Raw genomic sequence first — 20,423 nt, 5'->3', positions numbered from 1 at the left:
TGAAGCATTGCGTTCGTTATTGATATTTCGTATGCTGATGCTCACACCCGAGGATCGGAGACCGAATGCCCCCGCGCACCAGAGCCACCACCGCCGCCGCGCTCCTGCTCGCCTTCGCACCGTTGGCCGTGCCCGACGTGGCCGCCGCGACGGAGGCCACGGTCGAAGCGCCGCCCATCGAGGACGACACGACGCCGACGGACGCGGCGTCGGAACTGCCTGCGAGCGATGAGACGCCGGAGCCCGCGCTGGCTGGTGAGGACGCCGAGCTCGTCGAGGAGGTCGCACCGACCCCGGAGCCCACGGCTGCGGCGGAGGACCCGCAGCCCGAGCCGACCGTGGGTCTTGATCCGGCTCCTGCTCCTGCTCCTGCTTCCGCGCCGGCACCGGTTGCCGCGGCTCCGGATGTGGCCCCCGCCGCGACTTCCGTGAACCTGGTCGCAGAGGGCGGGGGCACCGCGACCGCGCTGCCCGGACAACAGGTCGACGACAACTCCTCGCTGAACATCAAGAACCGCGGAAGCGTCGCGGTGCCCAACCGGAAGCTCGACATCCAGTGGACGATCACCGGGCCGGCCACCTTCCCGGCGAGGCTCCCGTGGGCGGTCTCCAACGTGGGGACGGCCAACGTCGTCGGCTGTACCTACAGTGCTGACCGCAAGACGAACACCTGCGTCAACGCCAACCCGCACGCGCTCAACACCGGAGGCGCCAACTTCTCCCACATCCGCGTGCCCTTCAAGGTCGACGCCGATGCGATGCCCGGTGACCAGATCACGCTCGTCGGATCCTTCGTGCCCAACCCGGAGTCCGGCTTCGAGAACACCAGCACGCAGACCTCCACCACCCTCGTCATCACGGTCGCCCTCACCGCTGCCGTCATCAACGAGCCGTCGACGAAGGTCGGCCCGACACCGGTCATCCGTGGACGTGGCGTCCCCGGCGGGACCATCGACCTGACCGTGGGTGACCAGCCCCTCGTCACCGTGCCGGTCGAGGACGACGGCACGTGGATGTTCCCCGTCACCGAGGCCCTGCCCGAGGGTCCGGTGACCGTCACCGCCCTGCAGCACCGCAACGGCATGACGGCGACGCCGACCGTCGCGACCCTCGACGTCGACGCGACCGCCCCCGACGCTCCGGTCGTCGACGACCCCGGAACCCTCACCGACCCGACCGGCCCCATCACCGGGTCCGCCGAACCGCGCTCCACGGTCATCGTCCGCGACCGAGACGGCAACGAACTCGGCAGGGCCACGGCAGAGGCCGACGGGTCCTTCTCCGTGCAGCTCGACGAGCCGCTCCCTGTGGGCACGACCGAGCTCGACGTCGTCGCCGCGGATGCCGTCGGCAACGTCTCCCCCGCCACCGCTGCGACGGCGACCGTCCTCGACACGACCGCGCCCGACGCCCCCACCGTCGACCGACAGGAGCTCGCGTCGCCGACCGGGCCCGTCGTCGGCACCGCGGAACCGGGCGCCCTCGTGGTCATCCGGGACCAGGACGGGCGGCCCCTGGGGCAGGACCGAGCAGACGGCGACGGCGAGTTCGCTGTCCGTCTCGACGCACCACTCGACGAAGGCCCCCACGAGCTCGTCGTCGTCGCCCGGGACGATGCCGGCAACGAGTCCGGCCCGTCGCCGGTCACCGTCGTCGCGCCGGACGTCACCGCACCCGACGCGCCCATCAGCACCACGCCCGAGTCCCTGACTGACGGCACCGGTCCCTTCACCGGCTCCGCCGAGCCCGGCGCGACCGTGATCGTCCGCAACGAGGACGGCGACGAGATCGGCCGTGGCGAGGCAGGACCTGAGGGACTGTTCGAGATCGTGCTCGACGAGCCGCTCGTCGACGGCGCGCACAGCCTCGAGCTCGTCGCATCCGACGCGAGCGGCAACGTCTCCGCGCCGACGCCGATCACCGTCGACGTCGATGCGGACGCCCCGGACGCACCCGTCGTCACCAGCCCGTCGGACCTGGCCGACGGCACCGGACCGATCACCGGCACCGCCGAGCCCGGGGCCACGATCGTGATCCGGGACGAGGACGGCAACGTCATCGGGCAGGACGAAGCCGACAAGGACGGCAACTGGAGCATCGAACTCGACGAGCCGCTCGGCGAGGGCAAGCACGACCTCGAAGTCGTCGCCTCCGACAAGGCCGGGAACACCTCCACGCCAACCGACACCACCGTCGACGTCGATACGAAAGCGCCTGACTCCCCCAAGGTGACCAGCCCGTCGGACCTGTCCGACGGCCAGGGCCCGATCAGCGGCACCGCAGAGCCCGGCACCGTCGTGGTCATCCGCGACGAAGACGGGGACGTCATCGGCCAGGACGAAGCGGACGAGAACGGGGACTGGTCCATCGAACTCGACGAGCCCCTCGGCGAGGGCAAGCACGACCTCGAAGTCGTCGCCTCGGACAAGGCCGGCAACACCTCGAAGCCGACCGACACCACAGTTGACGTCGACACGAAGGCACCCGACGCGCCCGTCGTGACCAGCCCGGCCGACCTCGCAGACGGGAAGGGTCCGATCACCGGCACAGCAGAGCCGGGAACGGTGGTCGTGATTCGCGACGAGAACGGCGACGTCATCGGGAGCGACCAGGCCGACGAGAACGGCAACTGGACCGTCGAACTCGACGAGCCGCTCGGCGAGGGCAAGCACGACCTCGAAGTCGTCGCTTCCGACAAGGCCGGGAACGCGTCCGACCCCACGAAGACCGCAGTGGACGTGGACACGAAGGCACCTGACGCACCCAAGGTGACCAGCCCTGCCGACCTCGCGGACGGGAAGGGCCCCATCACCGGCACCGCCGAACCCGGCGCGACCGTCATCATCCGCGACGAGAACGGCGACGTCATCGGGAGCGACCAGGCCGACGAGAACGGCAACTGGACCGTCGAACTCGACGAACCCCTCGACGAAGGCAAGCACGACCTCGAAGTCGTCGCGTCCGACAAGGCGGGGAACACCTCCACGCCGACAGACACAACCGTCGACATCGACACAAAGGCGCCCAACGCGCCCGTCGTGACCAGCCCGGCCGACCTCGCAGACGGGAAGGGCCCCATCACCGGCACAGCAGAGCCGGGCACGGTGGTCGTGATTCGCGACGAGAACGGCGACGTCATCGGGAGCGACCAGGCCGACGAGAACGGCAACTGGACCGTCGAACTCGATGAACCCCTCGACGAAGGCAAGCACGACCTCGAGGTCATCGCCCAGGACAAGGCCGGGAACACCTCCGACCCGACAGACACCACCGTCGACGTCGACACGAAGGCGCCCGACGCGCCCGTCGTGACGAGCCCGTCGGACCTCGCCGACGGCACCGGCCCCATCACCGGCACCGCAGAGCCCGGCGCGACCGTCATCGTCCGCGACGAGAACGGCAACGTCATTGGCGAAGGCGAAGCCGACGAGAACGGCGACTGGACCGTCACGCTCGACGAGCCATTGAAGGACGGCGCCCACGACCTCGAAGTCATCGGACAGGACGACGCGGGCAACAAGTCAGCACCCACTCCGACCACGGTCGACGTCGACACCGAGGCGCCCAACGCCCCCGTCGTGACGAGCCCGTCCGACCTCGCCGACGGCACCGGTCCGATCACCGGCACCGCCGAACCCGGCGCGACCATCATCATCCGCGACGAGAACGGCAACGTCATTGGCGAAGGCGAAGCCGACGAGAACGGTGACTGGTCCGTCACGCTCGACGATCCCCTCACGGACGGCAAGCACGACCTCGGAGTCATCGCGCAGGACGACGCCGGCAACACCTCCGACCCGACAGACACCACCGTCGACATCGACACGAAGGCACCCGACGCACCGAAGGTCACCAGCCCCGCCGACCTCGCCGACGGCACCGGCCCCATCACCGGCACCGCCGAACCCGGCGCGACCGTCATCATCCGCGGCGAGACCGGCAACGAGATCGGCCGCGACACCGCGAACGACAACGGCGACTGGTCCGTCGAACTCGACGAACCCCTCGAAGACGGCAAGCACGACCTCGAAGTCATCGCCGAGGACACGGCCGGGAACAGCTCCGACCCGACGAAGACCACGGTCGACGTGGACACGAAGGCACCCGACGCTCCGAAGGTCACCAGCCCGACGGACCTCGCCGACGGACAGGGACCCATCACCGGCACCGCTGAGCCCGGCACCATCGTCGTGATCCGCGACGAGGACGGCAACGTCATCGGCCAGGACGAAGCCGACGAGAACGGCAACTGGACCGTCGAACTCGACCAGCCCCTCACGGACGGGTCCCACGACCTCGAGATCGTCGCTGAGGACAAGGCCGGCAACGCCTCCGACCCGACAGACACCACCGTCGACATCGACACGAAAGCACCCGACGCACCGAAGGTCACCAGCCCCGCCGACCTCGCCGACGGCACCGGCCCGATCACCGGCACCGCCGAACCCGGCACCGTCGTCCTCATCCGCGACGAGAACGGGGAGGAACTCGGCCGTGACACCGCCGACGAGAACGGCAACTGGACCGTCGAGCTCGACGAACCCCTGACGGACGGCAAGCACGACCTCGAGATCATCGCCGAGGACAACGCCGGCAACGCCTCCGCCCCCACGAAGACCACCGTCGACGTCGACACCACGGCCCCGGCAGCTCCCGCGCTGGAGCACTTCGACGACATCGTCGACGGCACGGGCATCGTCCGCGGCACCGCTGAACCGGGCTCGACCGTCATCGTCAGCGACGAGGACGGGCGTGAGATCGGCCGCGGCGTCGCCGACCAGGACGGACGCTTCGCCTTCCGCACGACGCTCCCGCTCGACCCCGGCGCGCACCTGCTCACCGTGGTCGCCGTCGACGAGACGGGCAACACGTCAGAGGGCAGCAGCATGCTCGTGACCCTGGTCCCCGAGAGCAGCGTCGAGGACGGAGACCACGAGAGCGGGACGGGTGTCGATGCCGGCTCGCAGACGGTGCCTGGCTCCACCACGTCGAGCGGTTCGCTCGGCGCGGCACCCTCCGACGCCTCCCCCGCGACGATCCCGTCCCCGATCAGCGCGCAGGACCGCGAGCTGGCGTTCACCGGCGCTGAGCTCGGTGGATGGCTGTCCGCCGCACTCGCTGCGCTCGGGCTCGGCTTCGTCCTGCGGCTGCTCGGCCGCCGCCGGCGCGACCGCGTCAGCTGAGGCAAGCAGACGACCGGGAGGCCCGGCTCGCGTTCCCCACGTCGGGTCGCGAGCCGGGCCTCCCGTCGTTCCGGAACGACCCGATGTGTCCTCCGACGCAGTGTCCGGATCGCCCGCCAGCGCCGCGGGCACGTCCGCTACGATCCCGGACGAGGGGGAACGTGCACACCAGGACCACCAGGATCGCAGCCGTCGCGGCGGCACTCGCACTCACCACGACCGTGGGCGGGTGTTCACTGCTGCGGGGCGGTCAGGACGCGCTGCCGGCACCGTCGCGGTCGACCAGTGCGACGCCGACGTCGACGCCGAGTGCGACCGCCGACACCGATGCGGCCGGACAGACCGAAGCCGACCTGCTCCGGGAGTCCGCGTCGCCTCGACCGCCGACGGCTGCCCCGACCGAGGCACCACGCCCCGCGCCGACCATGTCGTCGATCCCGCCCGGGACCGTCGTCAGCGAAGGGGACGTCGCGTCGCCGAAGGGCAGCGTGCACTTCCACTTCCGAGTGGTGGCCGACCAGGACGACCGGTTCGCCGTGCAGTACTCGGGCTTCACCTCGACGCTGCCTGTCCCGGTGTCGGCCTCGTTCCTCCGCGTCACACCCGCGGTCGGGGACGGCATGAGCCACATCGGTGACGGTGACCAACAGCTCGGCGGAGCGACGACCACCCCCGGCCCGACGGTCTCCGTGCCGATGGCGCAGGCTGGCCACGACCCGTCCTTCCTCGGTGCGCTCGTGACGTACTCGTCCGCGACCCCGGACGCCGCCCTGCCGGTCGAGATCGGGCCGGGCAAGGTGCTCGCCGTGACACCGCTGTCGTGGTCGGTCCCGGCCAGGACGACCAACGTGCACCCGACGGACAGCGGAGCCGCTCCGAACGCCACGGGCACGGTGCCGTCGACGACCGCCAGCGGGGCGCCGGCGTCCTACGTCGTCGCTCCGGATGACCTCATCGGCGACGTGGCAGCGCGGTTCGGCCTGTCGGTGTCGGACCTCGTCTGGCTGAACCCGTCCCTGACGGTGTACGGCGACCAGCAGTACCTCTTCGAGGGCACGACGATGAACCTCGACCCGCTCCGACGCTGACCTCGGGCGAGCCACCTCCGACCCGCTGAACGGTCGCACGCTGTCGGTGGGACGGCTCGTACGAGACGGCGCGCGACCGCTCGACGACGCACAGTCGGTGTGTCGTGACCACTCACCGAACCCGGGACACGGGACCCCGAACCCGGGACCCGGGACCCGGGACCCGGGACACGACGCCCGGGACCCGGGCCTCGAGACTCCCCGCCCGGTGAGATCGCACTTCGTGTCGCCTCCGCACGCCGGGATCCGACACGAAGTGCGATCTCACCGCGGGGCACGGCTGGCCCCCGACACGACGACACCCCGCCGCCACGAGGGCGACGGGGTGTCGTGGTGCGCCGGGTGCTACTTGCGGAGCTCCAGGTACTTGGCGATGAGCGCCTTGGTCGAGGAGTCCTGGGTCTCGAGGACCGACTGGTCGCCGTCGACCGCGGGGGCGATCTGGAGCGCCAGCTGCTTGCCGAGCTCCACACCCCACTGGTCGAAGGAGTCGATGCCCCAGATGGTGCCCTCGGTGAAGACGATGTGCTCGTACAGCGCGATGAGCTGACCGACGACGCTCGGGGTCAGGGCCGGCGCCAGGATCGACGTCGACGGCTTGTTGCCCGTGAACGTGCGGGCAGCGATGATCGACTCGTCGGTGGTGCCCTCGGCGCGGACCTCGTCAGCCGTCTTGCCGAACGCCAGCGCCTTGGTCTGCGCGAAGAAGTTCGCGAGGAACAGGTTGTGGACGTCCTGGCCGGGCTCGACCGCCTTGCCGTCGCCGGTCTCGTCCTTGAGCGGACGGGCCGGGTTCGCGACGGCGATGAAGTCGGCCGGGATCAGGCGCGTGCCCTGGTGGATGAGCTGGTAGAACGCGTGCTGGCCGTTCGTGCCGGGCTCGCCCCAGAAGACCTCGCCGGTGTCCGTCGTGACGGGGGTGCCGTCCCAGCGGACGCGCTTGCCGTTCGACTCCATCGTGAGCTGCTGCAGGTACGCGGCGAAGCGGTGCAGGTACTGCGTGTACGGCAGGACCGCGTGGCTCTGGGCACCGAGGAAGTTCGAGTACCAGACGTTGAGCAGGCCCATGAGGACGGGCACGTTCGACGCGAGCGGGGTGGTGCGCATGTGCTCGTCGATGGTGTGGAACCCGGCGAGGAAGTCCTGCCAGTTCTCCTTGCCGACGGCGACGATCACCGAGGTGCCGATGGCCGAGTCGACGGAGTAGCGGCCGCCGACCCAGTCCCAGAAGCCGAATGCGTTCTCGGGGTCGATGCCGAACGCGGCGACCTTGTCGAGCGCGGTGGAGACGGCGACGAAGTGCTTGGCCACCGCGGCGGTCTTGTCGTCGTCCGACGCGTCCGTCAGCTCGAGCCGCTCCCACAGCCACTGGCGCGCCAGACGGGCGTTCGTCAGGGTCTCGAGGGTGCCGAAGGTCTTCGACGCGACGATGAACAGCGTGGTCTCGGGGTCGAGGTCCGCCGTCTTCTCGTAGATGTCGGTCGGGTCGATGTTCGACACGAAGCGGGCTTCGATGCCGGCCTGCACGTAGGGCTTGAGGGCCTCGTACACCATGACCGGGCCGAGGTCCGAGCCACCGATGCCGATGTTCACGACGGTCTGGATGCGCTTGCCGGTGACGCCCTTCCACGCGCCCGAGCGGACCTGCTCGGCGAATGCGTAGACCTTGTCGAGCGTGGCGTGAACGTCGGCGTCGACGTCCTGGCCGTCGACGACGAAGGGCTTCGCGGGGACGAGCTCGCCGGTGGCCGGACGGCGCAGCGCGGTGTGCAGGACGGCGCGGTCCTCGGTCACGTTGATGTGCTCGCCGGAGATCATCGCCTGGTAGCGCTCGGCGACGCCGGTGTCCTCGGCGAGCTGCAGCAGGGCGTCGAGGATCTCCTTCGTCACGAGGCCCTTCGACAGGTCGACGGTGAGGTCACCTGCCTGGAAGGTGTACGACTCGGCACGGCCGGGGTCGGTGTCGAACCACCCTCGCAGGTCCGGGGAGAAGCCGTCGGCGATGCCGGCGAGCGTCTTCCAGCCTTCGGTCGTCGTGGGGTCGACGGGTGCGGATTCGGTCACGGGGTCCTCCTGAACGCCAGAACTGAGTGGTCCGCGGACCACCGCAACGTTGCGACGCGGGCCGCATCCGAGCGTAGTGCGCCTGCGACGGGCGCGCGCACAGCCCGGTTGGCCTGTGGACAGCCACTCGCCGGTGCACAGGGCCGGGGCGACGGACGGGAGGCTCGCATCAGGTGACCGGCGCGAGTCACGTGAGCAGGGCCTCCAGGGTGTCTGCGAGCGGACCGTCCGACGCGGCCCGCCAGGACCGGCCGGCCCACAGGTGCAGCGCGTGCGCATCACCGTCGACGGCGGCCGCGGCGCGGATTGGCCGGGTCAGGTGATGCAGTGCCGGGTAGCCGAGCGGTGCGTCCTCGTGCTCGCGGACGAAGCGGTTGACGAGCGCGCGTGCCGGTCGTCCGGTGAAGGCGCGGGTGAGCGCCGTGCGGTCGAAGACGGGGTCGACGAGGGCCTCGCGGTGGGTCGCTCCGGTACCGGCCTCGTCGGTGCGGAGGACGAGCGTGCCGATCATCGCAGCGGAGGCGCCGGCGAGCCGGACGGCCTCGACGTCGTCAGGTCCGCCGATGCCGCCGGCGGCGACCACGGGCAGGTCGACCCGCGCCAGGACCGCGCGCACCAGGTCGGGCAGGGGTTCCCACACGGGCGACTGCTCGGGGTCGAGGACGGCGGAGTGTCCACCGGCGGCCTCGCCCTGCACGACCAGGACGTCGATCCCCCGGTCGGCTGCTGCCGCGGCGTCGACCGGGTTGGTGACCGACTGGACCGTCACCGTGCCCCGGCGGCGGAGGTCCGCGACGGTCTGGGCCGACGGCAGCCCGAACGTGAAGGAGACGACGGGTACCGGGTCGTCGAGGAGCAGCGCGAGCTTGTCGGACCAGGCGTCGTCGTCCTCGCGCTTGTCGGGCAGGTCGGGGACGCCGAGGGACGTGCGGTACCGGTCGTAGTCGGCGTCGCTGATCGGGACCGGGTTCGGCACGAAGACGTTGACGCCGAACCGGTCGGTGCGCGTGCGGACCTCGGCGATCTCGGCGGCGAGCTCCTCGGCGGTGCGGTGCCCGGCGGCCAGGGACGCGAACTGACCGGACCGGGCCGCGGCGATCACGAGCGCCGGCGTCGACGGCCCGCCCGCCATCGGTGCGACGTGCAGGGGTGACCGGAGGACCTCGGGGAGTTGGTTCACCCCTCGATCCTGCACTGGCGGACCGTGCTCCTGCACTGGCGCACCCGTGCGACACGCCGATGGGTGTGACGGCTCGTCAGGATCGGGCGGTACCGGACACTTCTTCAGGTGAGAGGGGGCAACCGTGGACGACGACACCCAAGCCGACGCGACACTGACGCGGCGGCTCGCGGACGGGGACCGTACGGCACTCGCCAATGCGTTCGACCGCTTCGCACCCACCCTGACCCGCTACGCATGGGCACAGGCCGAACGCCGACAGGACGTCGAGGAACTCGTGCAGGACACGTTCCTGACGCTCTGGCAGAAGGCGGCGACGATCGACCTCGCCACCAGCGCGCTGCTGCCGTGGCTGCTGGTCGTCTGCCGGAACCACGCCCGCAACCAGGCGCGACGCCTGGCGAAGGGCGCCGGTGACGAACTGCCGGAGGACCTGCCGGCCCGCGCGGACGCCGCCGAGGCCCGCGAGCGCCTGCGCTGGGTCCGCGACGAGATCGCCGCCCTGGCACCCGTCGACCGACGGATCTGCGAGCTCTGCCTCCTCGAGGGCCACTCCTACGCCGAAGCCGCAGAGATCCTCGGCCTCAGCGTCGGCGCCGTCACCCAGCGCGTCTCCCGATCCCGAGCCCGACTGAAGAAGGCGGTGATGCACGATGAACACTGAGCCCCCCACCGGAGACGACCTGCAGCGCATGCTCGTCACGATGAAGCAGAGCGTGCTCGACCGCGCGGAGGACCGGAAGCCGGCACCCCGCCGGCGCGGCCGTCGCACCGGGATCGCCATCGGCGTGATCGCACTCCTCGGCCTCGGCGCCACCAGCGGCGGCGTCGCCCTCGGCATGATCCCGCAGCCGTTCGCCGCCGCACCAGCACCCACCTCCACGCCGAGCCCGACGGAACCGGCAGCACCGAGTACCCCCGCGGCGGCACCCGTCGAGGAGACGCCCGACCCCGCGCCGACACCCTCGGCGACGCCCTCTGTCACGCCCACGAAGGGCGCGTTCGCACTCGACGACCCATCCACGTGGATCATCTCCGGCAACGAGGTCGGCCCGGTCGCCCTCGGCGGCACCACGGAGGCCGAGAGCGACGACCTCGAACAGGCGTACCGGCTGGTGCCCGCGACACCGAGCAGCTGCACGGCGCCGGGGACCTGGGCACGCGACGGGAGCCCGACGCTGCGGATCACCGACGACGACGACCGGGTGACGGGTGTGCTCATCGGGGCCGAGGGGGACCGGCCCCGGACGACGACGGCCGGGCCCACGACACCGGCGGGCATCGGCGTCGGATCGAGCTCCGACGCACTGCACGCGGCGTACCCGTCCTTGCAGGAGAAGGTCTCCACGGCGAGCGGCGCGTGGTCGAGGTGGGACCTGGAACTGCCCGACGGCCTGGTCTCGTTCCAACTCGACAACGACGGGGCGCACGTCGACTCGGTGTGGGTGAGTTCCGACAAGAACCTGCCCACCTCGGTCTGCGACCTCTGATGACCGATGACGGGCGGGAAGCGGGCACTGGGGGGCGCTTCCCGCCCGTCGTCACGGACGCCGCTGGCGTCACGGTTCCAGCAGCGGCTCCTTCGGGAGCTTCCGGAGCTTCGCGCGGCGCTTGCGGCGCTCGGGGATCATCGAGCGCATCTCCTCGAGCTTGCCGAAGCAGAGCAGCCGGTCGCCCGGTTCGAGGGTGACCGTGCCGCGGGGGTTCGGGATCACCGTCGAGCCGCGGTGCAGCGTGAGCACGGTGATGTCGCGGTCGCCGAGGCCGGACTCGTGGATCGTCTTGCCGACCAGGTCCGCGTTCGTGTGCACGAGGAGCTCCGCGACGCCGTAGCCGGTCGACACCGACAGGCGCTGGCGGACGTCGATCTCGGGGAAGGCGACCTGGTTCGCGATGAAGTCGATGACCGCGCCGGCGATGTCGAGGCCGGTGGCGCGCTCGATGCCCTCGAGCCCCGGGGACGAGTTGACCTCCATCACCAGGGGGCCGTCGTTGCCCTCGAGCATGTCCACGCCGGCGACGCGGAGCCCCATGATCTGCGCGGAACGGACCGCCGCCTCTTCGTACTCCGGCGTGAGCGTGACCTGCTCCACCGTGCCGCCGCGGTGCACGTTCGACCGGAACTCGTCGCCGCTGGCGCTCCGGCGCATGGCGGCCACGACCCGGTCGCCGACGACGAGCGCGCGGATGTCCTTCCCGCGGCTCTCCGCGATGAAGCGCTGGATGAGCACGTTCTGCTTCGTGGAGTGCAGCGTCTCGACGATCGACTCGGCGACCTTCGCCTCTGGCGCCAGGATCACGCCGATGCCCTGGGTGCCCTCGAGCAGCTTGATGACGACGGGTGCTCCCCCGACCCGCTCGATGGCCCCGCGGACGTCGGCCCGACCGGCGACGAACGTCGTCGCCGGCATGCCGATGTCGTGCCGCGAGAGGATCTGGTTGGCCCGGAGCTTGTCGCGCGAGTTCGTGATGCCGTTCGCGGTGTTCGGCGTGTAGACGTCCATCTGCTCGAACTGCCGGACCACCGCGGTGCCGTAGTACGTGATCGAGTTGCCGATGCGCGGCAGGACGGCGTCGTAGTCGGACAGCAGCTTGCCGCGGTACTGCAGGTCGGGCGCGTCCCCGGTCAGGTCGATGGCGAAGCGCAGGGTGTTGAGCACCTTGACCTCGTGGCCGCGGTCCAGTGCTGCCGCGCGGAGTCGCTGCGTCGAGTACGCCTGCGGGGCGCGCGAGAGGATGGCGAGTTTCATCGGGAGGCTCCGCGGGTTCGGGGGTGGCGACGGCGACGCTCCATGCTGGCAGACGAACCGCCCCGCGGGCATGCCGCAGGCCGCGATCGACGCGCCGCGGGTGCTGCCCTGCCAGGATGGGCGCATGGCCGACGACCCGAAGCCCACACGGCGCACGCCGATCGTCTCGGGCTGGCGCGAGTGGGCCGCGCTGCCGGACCTGGACATCCCGTGGATCAAGGTGAAGCTCGACACGGGCGCACGGACATCGGCACTGCACGCGTTCGACCTCGAGGAGCTGCCGGGTGACCGGGTGCGGTTCTCCGTGCATCCCTGGCAGGACTCGGACGCCGACCAGGCGACCGTCGAGTGCGACGTCCACGACCGCCGCGTCGTCCGGAGCTCGTCGGGTCACGCACAGGAGCGCATCGTCGTCCTGACCGCGATCGAGCTCGCCGGCCGCACGGTGGAGGCCGAGGTCACCCTGAGCAACCGCGACCAGATGGGCTTCCGGATGCTCATCGGCCGCGAGGCGCTGCGGCAGGGCTTCGTCGTCGACCCGGCGCGGTCGTTCCAGGCAGGCCGGGCGCCGAAGGAGATCCGCCGCCGCAACCGCGGGCGCGCCTGAGGCTCAGCGCAGCCGCTCGACCATCGGGCACGCGAACGGGTCCGCCGCCGCCAGCCCGACCTCGTTGAGGTAGCGCACGACGATCGCGTACGACTGCACGAGCGTCGTCTCGGTGAACGGCACGCCCTGCGTCTTGCAGTAGTCGCGCACGATGACCCGCGCGGCCCGCAGGTTCGGTCGGGCCATGTTCGGGAACAGGTGGTGCTCGACCTGGTGGTTGAGGCCGCCCATGAAGTACTCGACCCAGCGCCCGCCGGTGATGTCGCGGGAGGTCAGGACCTGGCGTGAGAAGAAGTCCACGCGGCGACCGGGCTCGATGATCGGCATGCCCTTGTGGTTCGGCGCGAAGGCGATGCCCATGCAGAAACCGAACACGGCGAGCTGCACGCCGAGGAACGCGAACGCCATGCCGAGCGGCAGGAACCAGAAGACGACGCCGAGGTAGAGCGCGAAGCGGACCGCGAACACCGAGGCCTCGGACCAGCGGCCCTTGACCGGACCGCGGCTCGTGTAGGTGCGGATCGACTGCCAGTGCAGGTTGACGCCCTCGATGAGCAGCATCGGGAAGAAGGCCCAGCCCTGCACCCGGACGAGCACGCGCAGGAAGCCGGTGCGGCTGGCGGCGTCCTCGGGGCGGAAGGAGATCGCGTCGAAGGAGATGTCCGGGTCCTTGCCGACCGTGTTCGGGTTGGCGTGGTGCCGGGTGTGCTTGCCGGTCCACCAGGCGTAGCTGATCCCGGTCAGGAGCGTGCCGCCGTAGCGGGCAGCGCGGTCGTTCCACGTGTGCGAGGCGAACACCTGGCGGTGGGCCGCTTCGTGCGCCAGGAAGGCGAACTGCGTGAAGAGCAGGCCGAGCACGCCGGCGATGACGAGCTGCCACCACGAGTCGCCGAGCACGGCGAACGCGGCTCCGGCGAGCGCCAGCAGGGCGACGAGGACGACGATGAGTCCCCAGTACCAGCCGGTGCGGCGGCCGAGCAGGCCTTCGTCCTTGATCCGGGCGAGCAGCGCCGTGTAGCTGGACGTGCCGCTGGTGCCGGGACGTGGTCCGGTCGTGATGATCTCGCTCATTGAGGGTCCTCCGGTCGGGCAGTACCGCAGCCGGGGTCCGGGGCCACTGGTCCCGAGCGTAGTGGAGCGGGAGCCCCGTCTGTCAGGACAGCGTCAAGCGGCGTTCCGTGACCGCGCGGGCGACGTCGACGAGCGGTTCGCGGTTGGCTCGGGCGTGCTGCCGGAGCATCGCGAACGCCGCCTGCATGTCGACGTGGTGCGTGTGCGCGATGAAGCCCTTGGCCTGCTCGATCACGACGCGGCTGTCGAGGGCGCGCTGCAGCTGGGCCTGGGTGACGCTCGCCTGCTCGAGCGTCCGCTGCTGCAGGATGCTGATCGTCGCGACGTCGGTGAGGGCCTGGGCGGCGAGGGCGTCGTCAGGGCTGAGCGCCCCCTCGTCCTCGCGGAACAGGTTGAGCGAGCCGAGCACCGTGTCGCGCAGCCGCATCGGGATCGCGTGCACCGAGGAGAAGCCGGCTTCGGCGGACGCCGCCGCGAACACCGGCCAGCGCCGGCGCATCTCGGCCGGGTCCTCGGCGGACACGGGCTCGCCGGTCGTGAAGCACTCGATGCAGGGGCCGTCGCCGGCGTTGAGCTGGAGCAACCCGACGAAGCTCGACCGTTCGCTGGTCGACGCCAGCACCTCGAGTTCGTGGTCCTGGTTCAGCAGCAGGATCCCCGCCGCCGCCGCGTCGAAGATCTCGACGGCGCGGTCCACGAGGGTCTGCAGCAGGTCGACGACGTCGTAGTCGTCGACGAGGGTGTCCGTCAGGGCGACGAACGTGTCGACGAGGCGGTGCTCGCGGGTGGTTGTCACGAGGCGTGCTCCCTGCCGGTCGGCGTCGGACGGTCCATGCAGGACGGTACTCGGTCCCGGTGGGCCGGACGGACAGCGAGTGCGGTGCTGACCACCGGACGGGAGGCTCGTGTGGGCCCCGCCACGGGCCTCCCGTCAGGCAGTGGGTCCGGTCAGGAGCGCGCGGAGCGCGTCGTCCAGCGGGCCGGCGACGGCGTCCTCCGAGGCGGAGGCGAGGGGCTCGACCCGCGTGGCGGTCCGCAGCATCGTCATGCCGAGCACGACCGACAGCGCGATCTCGGCGCGGATGAGCAGGTCCTCGGTGACCTGGTCGCCGACCGACTGCGCCAGGCGTTCCGCGTAGCGGTGCAGGGTCTCGCGGCGGATCGTGTCGACGCCCTCGTCGCCCGAGGACCGCAGGAGCAGCATGAGCTGCATCGAGTCCTCGTCGGTGGGTGAGCGGAGGACGTGTCCGATGAGTCCGCGGAGGGCTCGGTCGAGGTGCCCGGTGGCGTCCTCCCCCGGGTCGAGGTCGCGCACCGCGCGGTCGAGGCAGGCGCGGAAGAGCCCCTCCTTCGACACGAAGTACCGGTTGATCAGCGCGACGTTGACCCCGGCGTCCGCGGCGATGTCGCGCACGGTCGTGGCGCGGTAGCCGTCGAACGCGAACCGGCGCCGGGCGGCCTGCACGAGGAGCAGCCGGGTGGCCGTGGCGTCCTTGCTCATGGTCGAAGCGTAGCGGTCCGCGACGGCATGTAAGCAGTTGTTGACATCAGCGCCGGACCGCGTACCCTCGTCGAGTCAGCAACTGTTTACATCGACCAGACGGAGCACGATGACCGAGACCATGGCGAGCCCCCGTACCGGCTCCCACCCGACCACGGACGGCCGTCGTCCGAACAGCACGGCGATCATCGTCTACCTGTCGCTCGGCGGCCTGTCGTTCGCGGTCCTGCAGTCCCTCGTCGCTCCGGCGCTGTCGACGATCGGCAGGGACCTCGGCGCGTCGACGAGCGCCACGAGCTGGGTGCTCACCGCCTACCTGCTGTCGGCGTCGGTGCTCACGCCGATCCTCGGTCGCCTCGGGGACATGGTCGGCAAGCGCAAGGTGCTCATCGTGGTGCTCACGATCCTGCTCGTCGGGGCCGTGCTCGCCGCCCTCGCGCCGAACCTCGGCACCCTCATCGTCGCCCGGGCACTGCAGGGCGCAGCCGGAGCCGTGATGCCGCTCTCGATCGGCATCGTCCGCGACGAGCTCCCCAAGGAGAAGGTCAGCGTCACGATCGGCCTGCTCTCCGCGATCTTCGGCATCGGCGCCGGCGTCGGCATCGTCGCCGCCGGGCCGATCGTCGAGCACCTGTCGTGGCACTGGCTGTTCTGGCTGCCCGCCGTGCTCGTCGTGATCGCGCTGCTCGGTGCCGTGTTCGGCATGCCCGAGTCCCCGGTGCGCAAGCCCGGCCGCCTCGACATGCTCGGCACGGGCGTGCTCGCGGTGTCCCTCGTCGCGATCCTGCTCGCCGTCAGCGAGGGCGAGACCTGGGGCTGGGGCGACGCCAAGACCGTCGGGCTGCTGGCTCTCGGTGCCGTGGCGCTCGTCGCGTTCGTGCTCGTCGAGCTCCGCGTCACCGAGCCGCTGATCGACGTCCGGCTCTTCGCCGTGCGCGGGGTGTGGACCGCGCACCTGGTCGCACTGGTGTTCGGCTTCGCGATGTTCGGCACGTTCGTGCTCGTCCCGACCCTGCTGCAGCTGCCGAGCGCGCTGGGCTACGGCTTCGGCAAGGACGTCACCCAGGCCGGGCTCTTCCTGCTGCCGACCGTCGTCATGATGGTCATCGCCGGACCGATCGCCGGCATCCTGGTGCGTCGCATCGGGCCGAAGCCGCCGATGCTGCTCGGTGGCATCTCGATCGTCGTCGCGTTCCTGCTGCCCGCGATCGCCCACGGTGAGCTCTGGCAGGTCGTCGTCTCCGGCGTCTTCACCGGCATCGGCATCGGCCTGGCCCTGGCCGCGTGCTCGAACGCCATCATCGAGAGCGTCCCCGCGAACCAGACCGGCGAGGCCATCAGCGCCAACACCGTCGTCCGGACGATCGGCTCGAGCGTCGGCACCGCCGTCATCGCCGCGCTGATCACCTCGCACAGCACGGCGCAGGGGCTCCCCACCGACGACGCGTTCACGATCGGCTTCTGGGCGTGCACCGGGGTCGCCGTGCTGGCGGTCCTCGCGGCCGTCGCCGCTCCGTCGATGCGTGCACGCCGTGCCGCGGCGGTCGCCGCCGGGGTCGACGACCTCGACGGCGTCACGCGGTAGGCGGCACGCGGGCGCGGTTGCGGGCGCGGTCGCGTCCTGGTGCGAGGTCGGCCACTCCGTGCGCGGTTGATGCGGCGCACGGGGTGATCAGCCTCGCACCAGCCGCAGGACCCCGCACGGTGCGGGGCGCGCGGGAGCGCGCACGAGCGCGTACGACAGCCGGCGACGAGTGGTCACGACACCCCGGCGGGGTTCCGCGAGCGGTCAGGAGCCGTCGGCTCCGCGTGCTCCGAACGACAGCCGGTGACCGCTAGGCGGACGTGAGCGGGGCGTCGTGACCGGTCGGCGACGCGAACCGGAGGCTCATGGCGGGGTCGACCCGCACCTCCCGGTCGGCGACGCGAACCGGAGGCTCGGGGCCGGGGCGACCCGTACCTCCCGTCCGGCGACGCGGACGGGAGGCGCGAGGCCGGGCGCGACCCATGTGTCCCGGTCGGCGACGCGGACAGCAGGCTCGTGGCGGGGGCGACCCATGCCTCCCGTCCGGGGCCGGCCGGACCGACGTTCAATCGGGCCGATGACGGATCCGGTCGGCGGATCTCGGGTCGAGCCGACCAGATCCGTCAGCGCGCGCATCGTGAACCCGTCTGCCGAGCGGAGCCGAGACGGGGCGGGGCGGGGCGGCCGGGACCGAGACCGCGACCGGGACCGGGTTGGTCAGATGAGGTCAGGTCAGGCGCTGCGGCGGTCCCGGCCGAAGACGATCGCGAGCGCCGTCGTCAGCGCGGCGACGAACCCGCCGGGGCCCTGCGGACGGGCCGGACGCGTCGGCGCCTGGAACGCGACGTCGTGCAGGTTGTTGCGCTTGGAGCCGTCCCAGTTCGCGAACAGGTAGGCACCGCCCAGCACGGAGAGGCTGCGGACGGGGGCACGACGCCACTCGCCCGCGCGGACGACGTAGCCGGAGTGCCCCGAGCTGATGTTGTGGATCACGGTGTCCACGTCGATGACGCCGGTCGTGGTGATGACGGCGGTGATGCCCGTTCGGTCACGGGCGACGTACTCGATGATGTGTTCTGTCATGTCGCTCGGGTCAGGAGGTTGCGTCTCGCACCCGGACACGTCGGTTCGGACCGTGCGAGGCTCGGCCGGAATCGTCGTTGCTTCCGTCGTCAGGATACGTCCGGCGCACCGCACCCGGTCCGCGAGTGTCCGCAGAACGGTGGTCGCTGTCCGCACAACGGTGGTCGGGGCTCACGCGACCCAGACGACGGTGCCGTTGTAGCCGTGCAGCACGGCGGCGACGCCCGCGCGGAGTGCCCGTCCGGCGCGCTCCTCGGTGAAGCTCGCGGGGTCGTGGTGGCTCGCGGTGCCGAGTCCCTCGCCGCGGTAGCCCGCGCCGGTCCAGTCGGCGGCGGTGACGTTCGAGGTGGGCTCGGCGATCTCGGCCCCGAGCACCAGGAACTGCTGGTGCAACGCGCTCGGGGACATCGCGGCGATCGGGTCGACCATGTCGTTGCCGACGCTGATGACCAGGTCGGCGTGCTTGCCAACCGCGGTGGCGACGGCGTCGAGCACGTTCTCACTCCCCCGGGGCTGGACCCGGGTCAGGGTGACGCCCTCGGTGTCGGCCCAGGCGTCGACGGCCCCGATCAGCGCCTGCGTCGGTGCGGACGCGGCGGTCTCGCCGTCGCCGTCCGCGTCCACGTCCCCCGCGGACAGCAGGACGACGCGGTAGCCCGACGGCGGGTGCACGCCCTTCCACGACCCGGGTGACGGACTGACGGTGGACTCCGGCGCCGGCGGGCGGCTCGCGTCCCAGAACCCGGCGTCGAGCGTGCCCGCGGTGTTGGTCGCGCGGGGCTCGGCCGTGCCCTCGGACGCGGACGAGCACCCGGCGAGGAGCAGTGCCCCGGCACCGAGCACCGCGACGGCCGCCAGCAGGGACGTCGTGCGGGAGACGAGGCTGGTCACGGAGGGCTCCAAGGGCGGGTCGGCGGGCGGATCGCGACCATGGAACCACGGCCCGGGTGCCGCGTCGTCCGTCATGGGCACCTGTCCGAACTCTGTCCAGCTGCTGGTCACCTGCTGTTTCCCTGCCGGTCGCCAGGGGTGGAGATCGTCTGGCCGGTGATCCCCGGAACCCCCCGCACGGCGTCCCGACGCCGCTCCCCCCGCACCACCGCAGTCCTGGCCCGTGTGGCCGCCACGGTCCTCGGCGCGCTCGTCCTCCTCGGCACCGTCCTGGTCGCGCTCGTGGGCGGTGCCGCACCCGCCTCGGCGCACGGATTCAGCTCGGTCGTCTACGCCCACGTGACCTCGGAGGACTCCGGGGTCGTACGGGCACGGCTGGGCCTGGAGTACGACCTGATGCTCGTCTCCGTCGGCACCAGCGAGCACGCCGACGCGTTCTACCGGCAGGGCCAGGCAGCGTGGGACGACGGGGACTTCCCCGCCATGACCCGGATCGCCGAGCAGCACCGGGACACGATGGCCGACTACGTCCTCGACCGGTTCTCCGTGACCTCCGGGGGCCGCGAGTGCCGGGGCACCCTCCAGCAGCCGATGCACGTCGACATGCAGGACGAGGTGCCGTACGCCGAGGTCGTCGCCGACTTCCGCTGCCCGACGACGTCGGCGCACACGGTCGCCGGGCACGTGGTCACCTCGACACTGTTCCCGGACTCCGAGACGTTCGTGAAGGACACCAAGACGATCGTCACCTACGCCGTGGACGCGCAGGAGGGCTCCGCGACGCTCGACGCCGACCGACCCTCGTTCTCGACCGAGCAGTCCGCCGGTGCCCGGTTCTGGGAGTTCTTCCAGCTCGGCGCCGAGCACCTGCTGACGGGGATCGACCACATCCTGTTCCTCGTCGCGCTCATCGCGGGGTCACGCCGCCTGCGCGAGGTCGTGTTCACCGCGTCGGCGTTCACCATCGCGCACTCGATCACGTTCATCCTGGCGGCGCTCGGGGTCGTGAGCCCACCGTCGATCGTGGTCGAGCCGCTCATCGCCCTGTCGATCGCAGCCGTCGCCGGCTGGTACCTCTGGCGGCTGTTCCGGCGGCGCTCCCACGCGGACGAGCTGATCGTGCCCGACGGTGGTCGGTTCGCCCTGGACCGTGCCGGGTGGACGCGCTTGGCGGTCGTGTTCGCGTTCGGACTCATCCACGGACTCGGGTTCGCCGGGGCGCTCGGGATCCACGAGGCGTTCTCCTGGCAGCTGCTCGTGTCGCTGCTCATCTTCAACGTCGGCATCGAGGCCGTGCAGCTCGCGATCATCGTGATCGTGTTCCCGCCGCTCTCACTGCTGCGTCGGAAGGCCCACCGGGCGTCGCTCTGGGTGACCGGGATCGTGACCGCCGGGGTGTTCGTGATGGGGATGATCTGGTTCGTGGAACGGCTCGCGGCGGGTTGATCGGCTGAACAGCTTCCAACCCGGAACGGATGGA

General features: G+C 71.2%; 15 protein-coding genes. 7 read left to right on the top strand and 8 right to left on the bottom strand.

Annotated elements, in window-relative coordinates; all coding sequences use genetic code 11:
• Positions 1–65: 65 nt before the first annotated feature.
• Positions 66–5,183 carry an Ig-like domain-containing protein gene (locus tag ITJ68_RS12495; RefSeq protein ID WP_194661589.1) on the top strand — a complete coding sequence of 1,706 codons (5,118 nt, stop codon included), beginning with the start codon at positions 66–68 and terminating at the stop codon, positions 5,181–5,183.
• Positions 5,184–5,344: 161 nt separating this feature from the next.
• Positions 5,345–6,271 (top strand): LysM domain-containing protein, encoded by a 927-nt coding sequence (locus tag ITJ68_RS12490; protein WP_194661588.1) that lies wholly within the window; start codon positions 5,345–5,347, stop codon positions 6,269–6,271.
• Between the two features lie 345 nt (positions 6,272–6,616).
• Here ITJ68_RS12490 and pgi read toward each other — a convergent pair whose 3' ends face one another.
• Both pgi and ITJ68_RS12480 read right to left on the bottom strand, forming a co-directional pair.
• The gene (gene pgi / locus ITJ68_RS12485) at positions 6,617–8,335 is read right to left on the bottom strand and encodes a glucose-6-phosphate isomerase (protein ID WP_194661587.1); all 1,719 of its coding nucleotides are present in this window, start codon (positions 8,333–8,335) and stop codon (positions 6,617–6,619) included.
• Between the two features lie 187 nt (positions 8,336–8,522).
• Positions 8,523–9,515: a nitronate monooxygenase gene (locus ITJ68_RS12480; protein WP_323743313.1), complete on the bottom strand. Its 993-nt coding sequence runs from the start codon at positions 9,513–9,515 to the stop codon at positions 8,523–8,525.
• Positions 9,516–9,639: 124 nt separating this feature from the next.
• Here ITJ68_RS12480 and ITJ68_RS12475 point away from each other — a divergent pair, with 124 nt between their 5' ends.
• Complete coding sequence (locus ITJ68_RS12475) at positions 9,640–10,179, top strand: RNA polymerase sigma factor (RefSeq protein ID WP_194661586.1); 540 nt, start codon at positions 9,640–9,642, stop codon at positions 10,177–10,179.
• Positions 10,169–11,005: a hypothetical protein gene (locus ITJ68_RS12470; protein WP_194661585.1), complete on the top strand. Its 837-nt coding sequence runs from the start codon at positions 10,169–10,171 to the stop codon at positions 11,003–11,005. Before ITJ68_RS12475 ends, ITJ68_RS12470 begins: the two co-directional genes overlap by 11 nt.
• Before the next feature lie 69 nt (positions 11,006–11,074).
• Here ITJ68_RS12470 and rimK read toward each other — a convergent pair whose 3' ends face one another.
• Positions 11,075–12,265 carry a 30S ribosomal protein S6--L-glutamate ligase gene (rimK, locus tag ITJ68_RS12465; protein ID WP_194661584.1) on the bottom strand — a complete coding sequence of 397 codons (1,191 nt, stop codon included), beginning with the start codon at positions 12,263–12,265 and terminating at the stop codon, positions 11,075–11,077.
• A 124-nt stretch (positions 12,266–12,389) separates the two neighbouring features.
• On the opposite strand from rimK, the gene ITJ68_RS12460 reads away from it, so the two are divergent.
• The gene (locus ITJ68_RS12460) at positions 12,390–12,872 is read left to right on the top strand and encodes an ATP-dependent zinc protease (protein WP_194661583.1); all 483 of its coding nucleotides are present in this window, start codon (positions 12,390–12,392) and stop codon (positions 12,870–12,872) included.
• 3 nt (positions 12,873–12,875) lie between these two features.
• On the opposite strand, the gene ITJ68_RS12455 is transcribed toward ITJ68_RS12460, so the two are convergent.
• From ITJ68_RS12455 to ITJ68_RS19365, 3 genes are all read right to left on the bottom strand, one after another.
• On the bottom strand, positions 12,876–13,943 hold the full coding sequence (locus tag ITJ68_RS12455) for a fatty acid desaturase family protein (RefSeq protein WP_194661582.1): 1,068 nt from the start codon (positions 13,941–13,943) through the stop codon (positions 12,876–12,878).
• 82 nt (positions 13,944–14,025) lie between these two features.
• Positions 14,026–14,739, bottom strand: coding sequence for an ANTAR domain-containing protein (locus tag ITJ68_RS12450; protein ID WP_194661581.1), 714 nt, complete (start codon positions 14,737–14,739; stop codon positions 14,026–14,028).
• Between the two features lie 135 nt (positions 14,740–14,874).
• Positions 14,875–15,444: a TetR/AcrR family transcriptional regulator gene (locus ITJ68_RS19365; RefSeq protein ID WP_194661580.1), complete on the bottom strand. Its 570-nt coding sequence runs from the start codon at positions 15,442–15,444 to the stop codon at positions 14,875–14,877.
• Between the two features lie 109 nt (positions 15,445–15,553).
• Between ITJ68_RS19365 and ITJ68_RS12440 the strand changes: the two genes are divergently transcribed.
• The gene (locus ITJ68_RS12440) at positions 15,554–17,029 is read left to right on the top strand and encodes an MFS transporter (protein WP_194661579.1); all 1,476 of its coding nucleotides are present in this window, start codon (positions 15,554–15,556) and stop codon (positions 17,027–17,029) included.
• Positions 17,030–17,701: 672 nt separating this feature from the next.
• Here the strand turns inward: ITJ68_RS12440 and ITJ68_RS12435 are convergent.
• Together ITJ68_RS12435 and ITJ68_RS12430 are read right to left on the bottom strand one after the other, a co-directional pair.
• On the bottom strand, positions 17,702–18,052 hold the full coding sequence (locus ITJ68_RS12435) for a hypothetical protein (protein WP_194661578.1): 351 nt from the start codon (positions 18,050–18,052) through the stop codon (positions 17,702–17,704).
• A gap of 171 nt (positions 18,053–18,223) precedes the next feature.
• Positions 18,224–18,943, bottom strand: coding sequence for a hypothetical protein (locus tag ITJ68_RS12430; RefSeq protein ID WP_323743312.1), 720 nt, complete (start codon positions 18,941–18,943; stop codon positions 18,224–18,226).
• A gap of 156 nt (positions 18,944–19,099) precedes the next feature.
• Between ITJ68_RS12430 and ITJ68_RS12425 the strand changes: the two genes are divergently transcribed.
• Entirely contained in the window at positions 19,100–20,389 is a 1,290-nt protein-coding gene (locus ITJ68_RS12425; RefSeq protein ID WP_323743311.1) for a HupE/UreJ family protein, read from the top strand.
• Positions 20,390–20,423: the final 34 nt, after the last annotated feature.

The sequence above is a fragment of the Curtobacterium sp. VKM Ac-1395 genome, from assembly GCF_015350975.1.
Lineage (GTDB): Bacteria > Actinomycetota > Actinomycetes > Actinomycetales > Microbacteriaceae > Curtobacterium.
Note: the sequence above shows the minus strand (reverse complement) of the source record. Positions and strands in the feature narration are given on the sequence as shown.

Bases quoted from the DNA above. Each gene is read 5' to 3' on its own strand.
- ITJ68_RS12495 (WP_194661589.1), top strand. From the start codon at position 66: ATGCCCCCGCGCACCAGAGCCACCACCGCCGCCGCGCTCCTGCTCGCC.
- ITJ68_RS12470 (WP_194661585.1), top strand. From the start codon at position 10,169: ATGAACACTGAGCCCCCCACCGGAGACGACCTGCAGCGCATGCTCGTC.
- rimK (WP_194661584.1), bottom strand. From the start codon at position 12,265: ATGAAACTCGCCATCCTCTCGCGCGCCCCGCAGGCGTACTCGACGCAG.
- ITJ68_RS12460 (WP_194661583.1), top strand. From the start codon at position 12,390: ATGGCCGACGACCCGAAGCCCACACGGCGCACGCCGATCGTCTCGGGC.
- ITJ68_RS12455 (WP_194661582.1), bottom strand. From the start codon at position 13,943: ATGAGCGAGATCATCACGACCGGACCACGTCCCGGCACCAGCGGCACG.
- ITJ68_RS19365 (WP_194661580.1), bottom strand. From the start codon at position 15,444: ATGAGCAAGGACGCCACGGCCACCCGGCTGCTCCTCGTGCAGGCCGCC.
- ITJ68_RS12440 (WP_194661579.1), top strand. From the start codon at position 15,554: ATGACCGAGACCATGGCGAGCCCCCGTACCGGCTCCCACCCGACCACG.
- ITJ68_RS12435 (WP_194661578.1), bottom strand. From the start codon at position 18,052: ATGACAGAACACATCATCGAGTACGTCGCCCGTGACCGAACGGGCATC.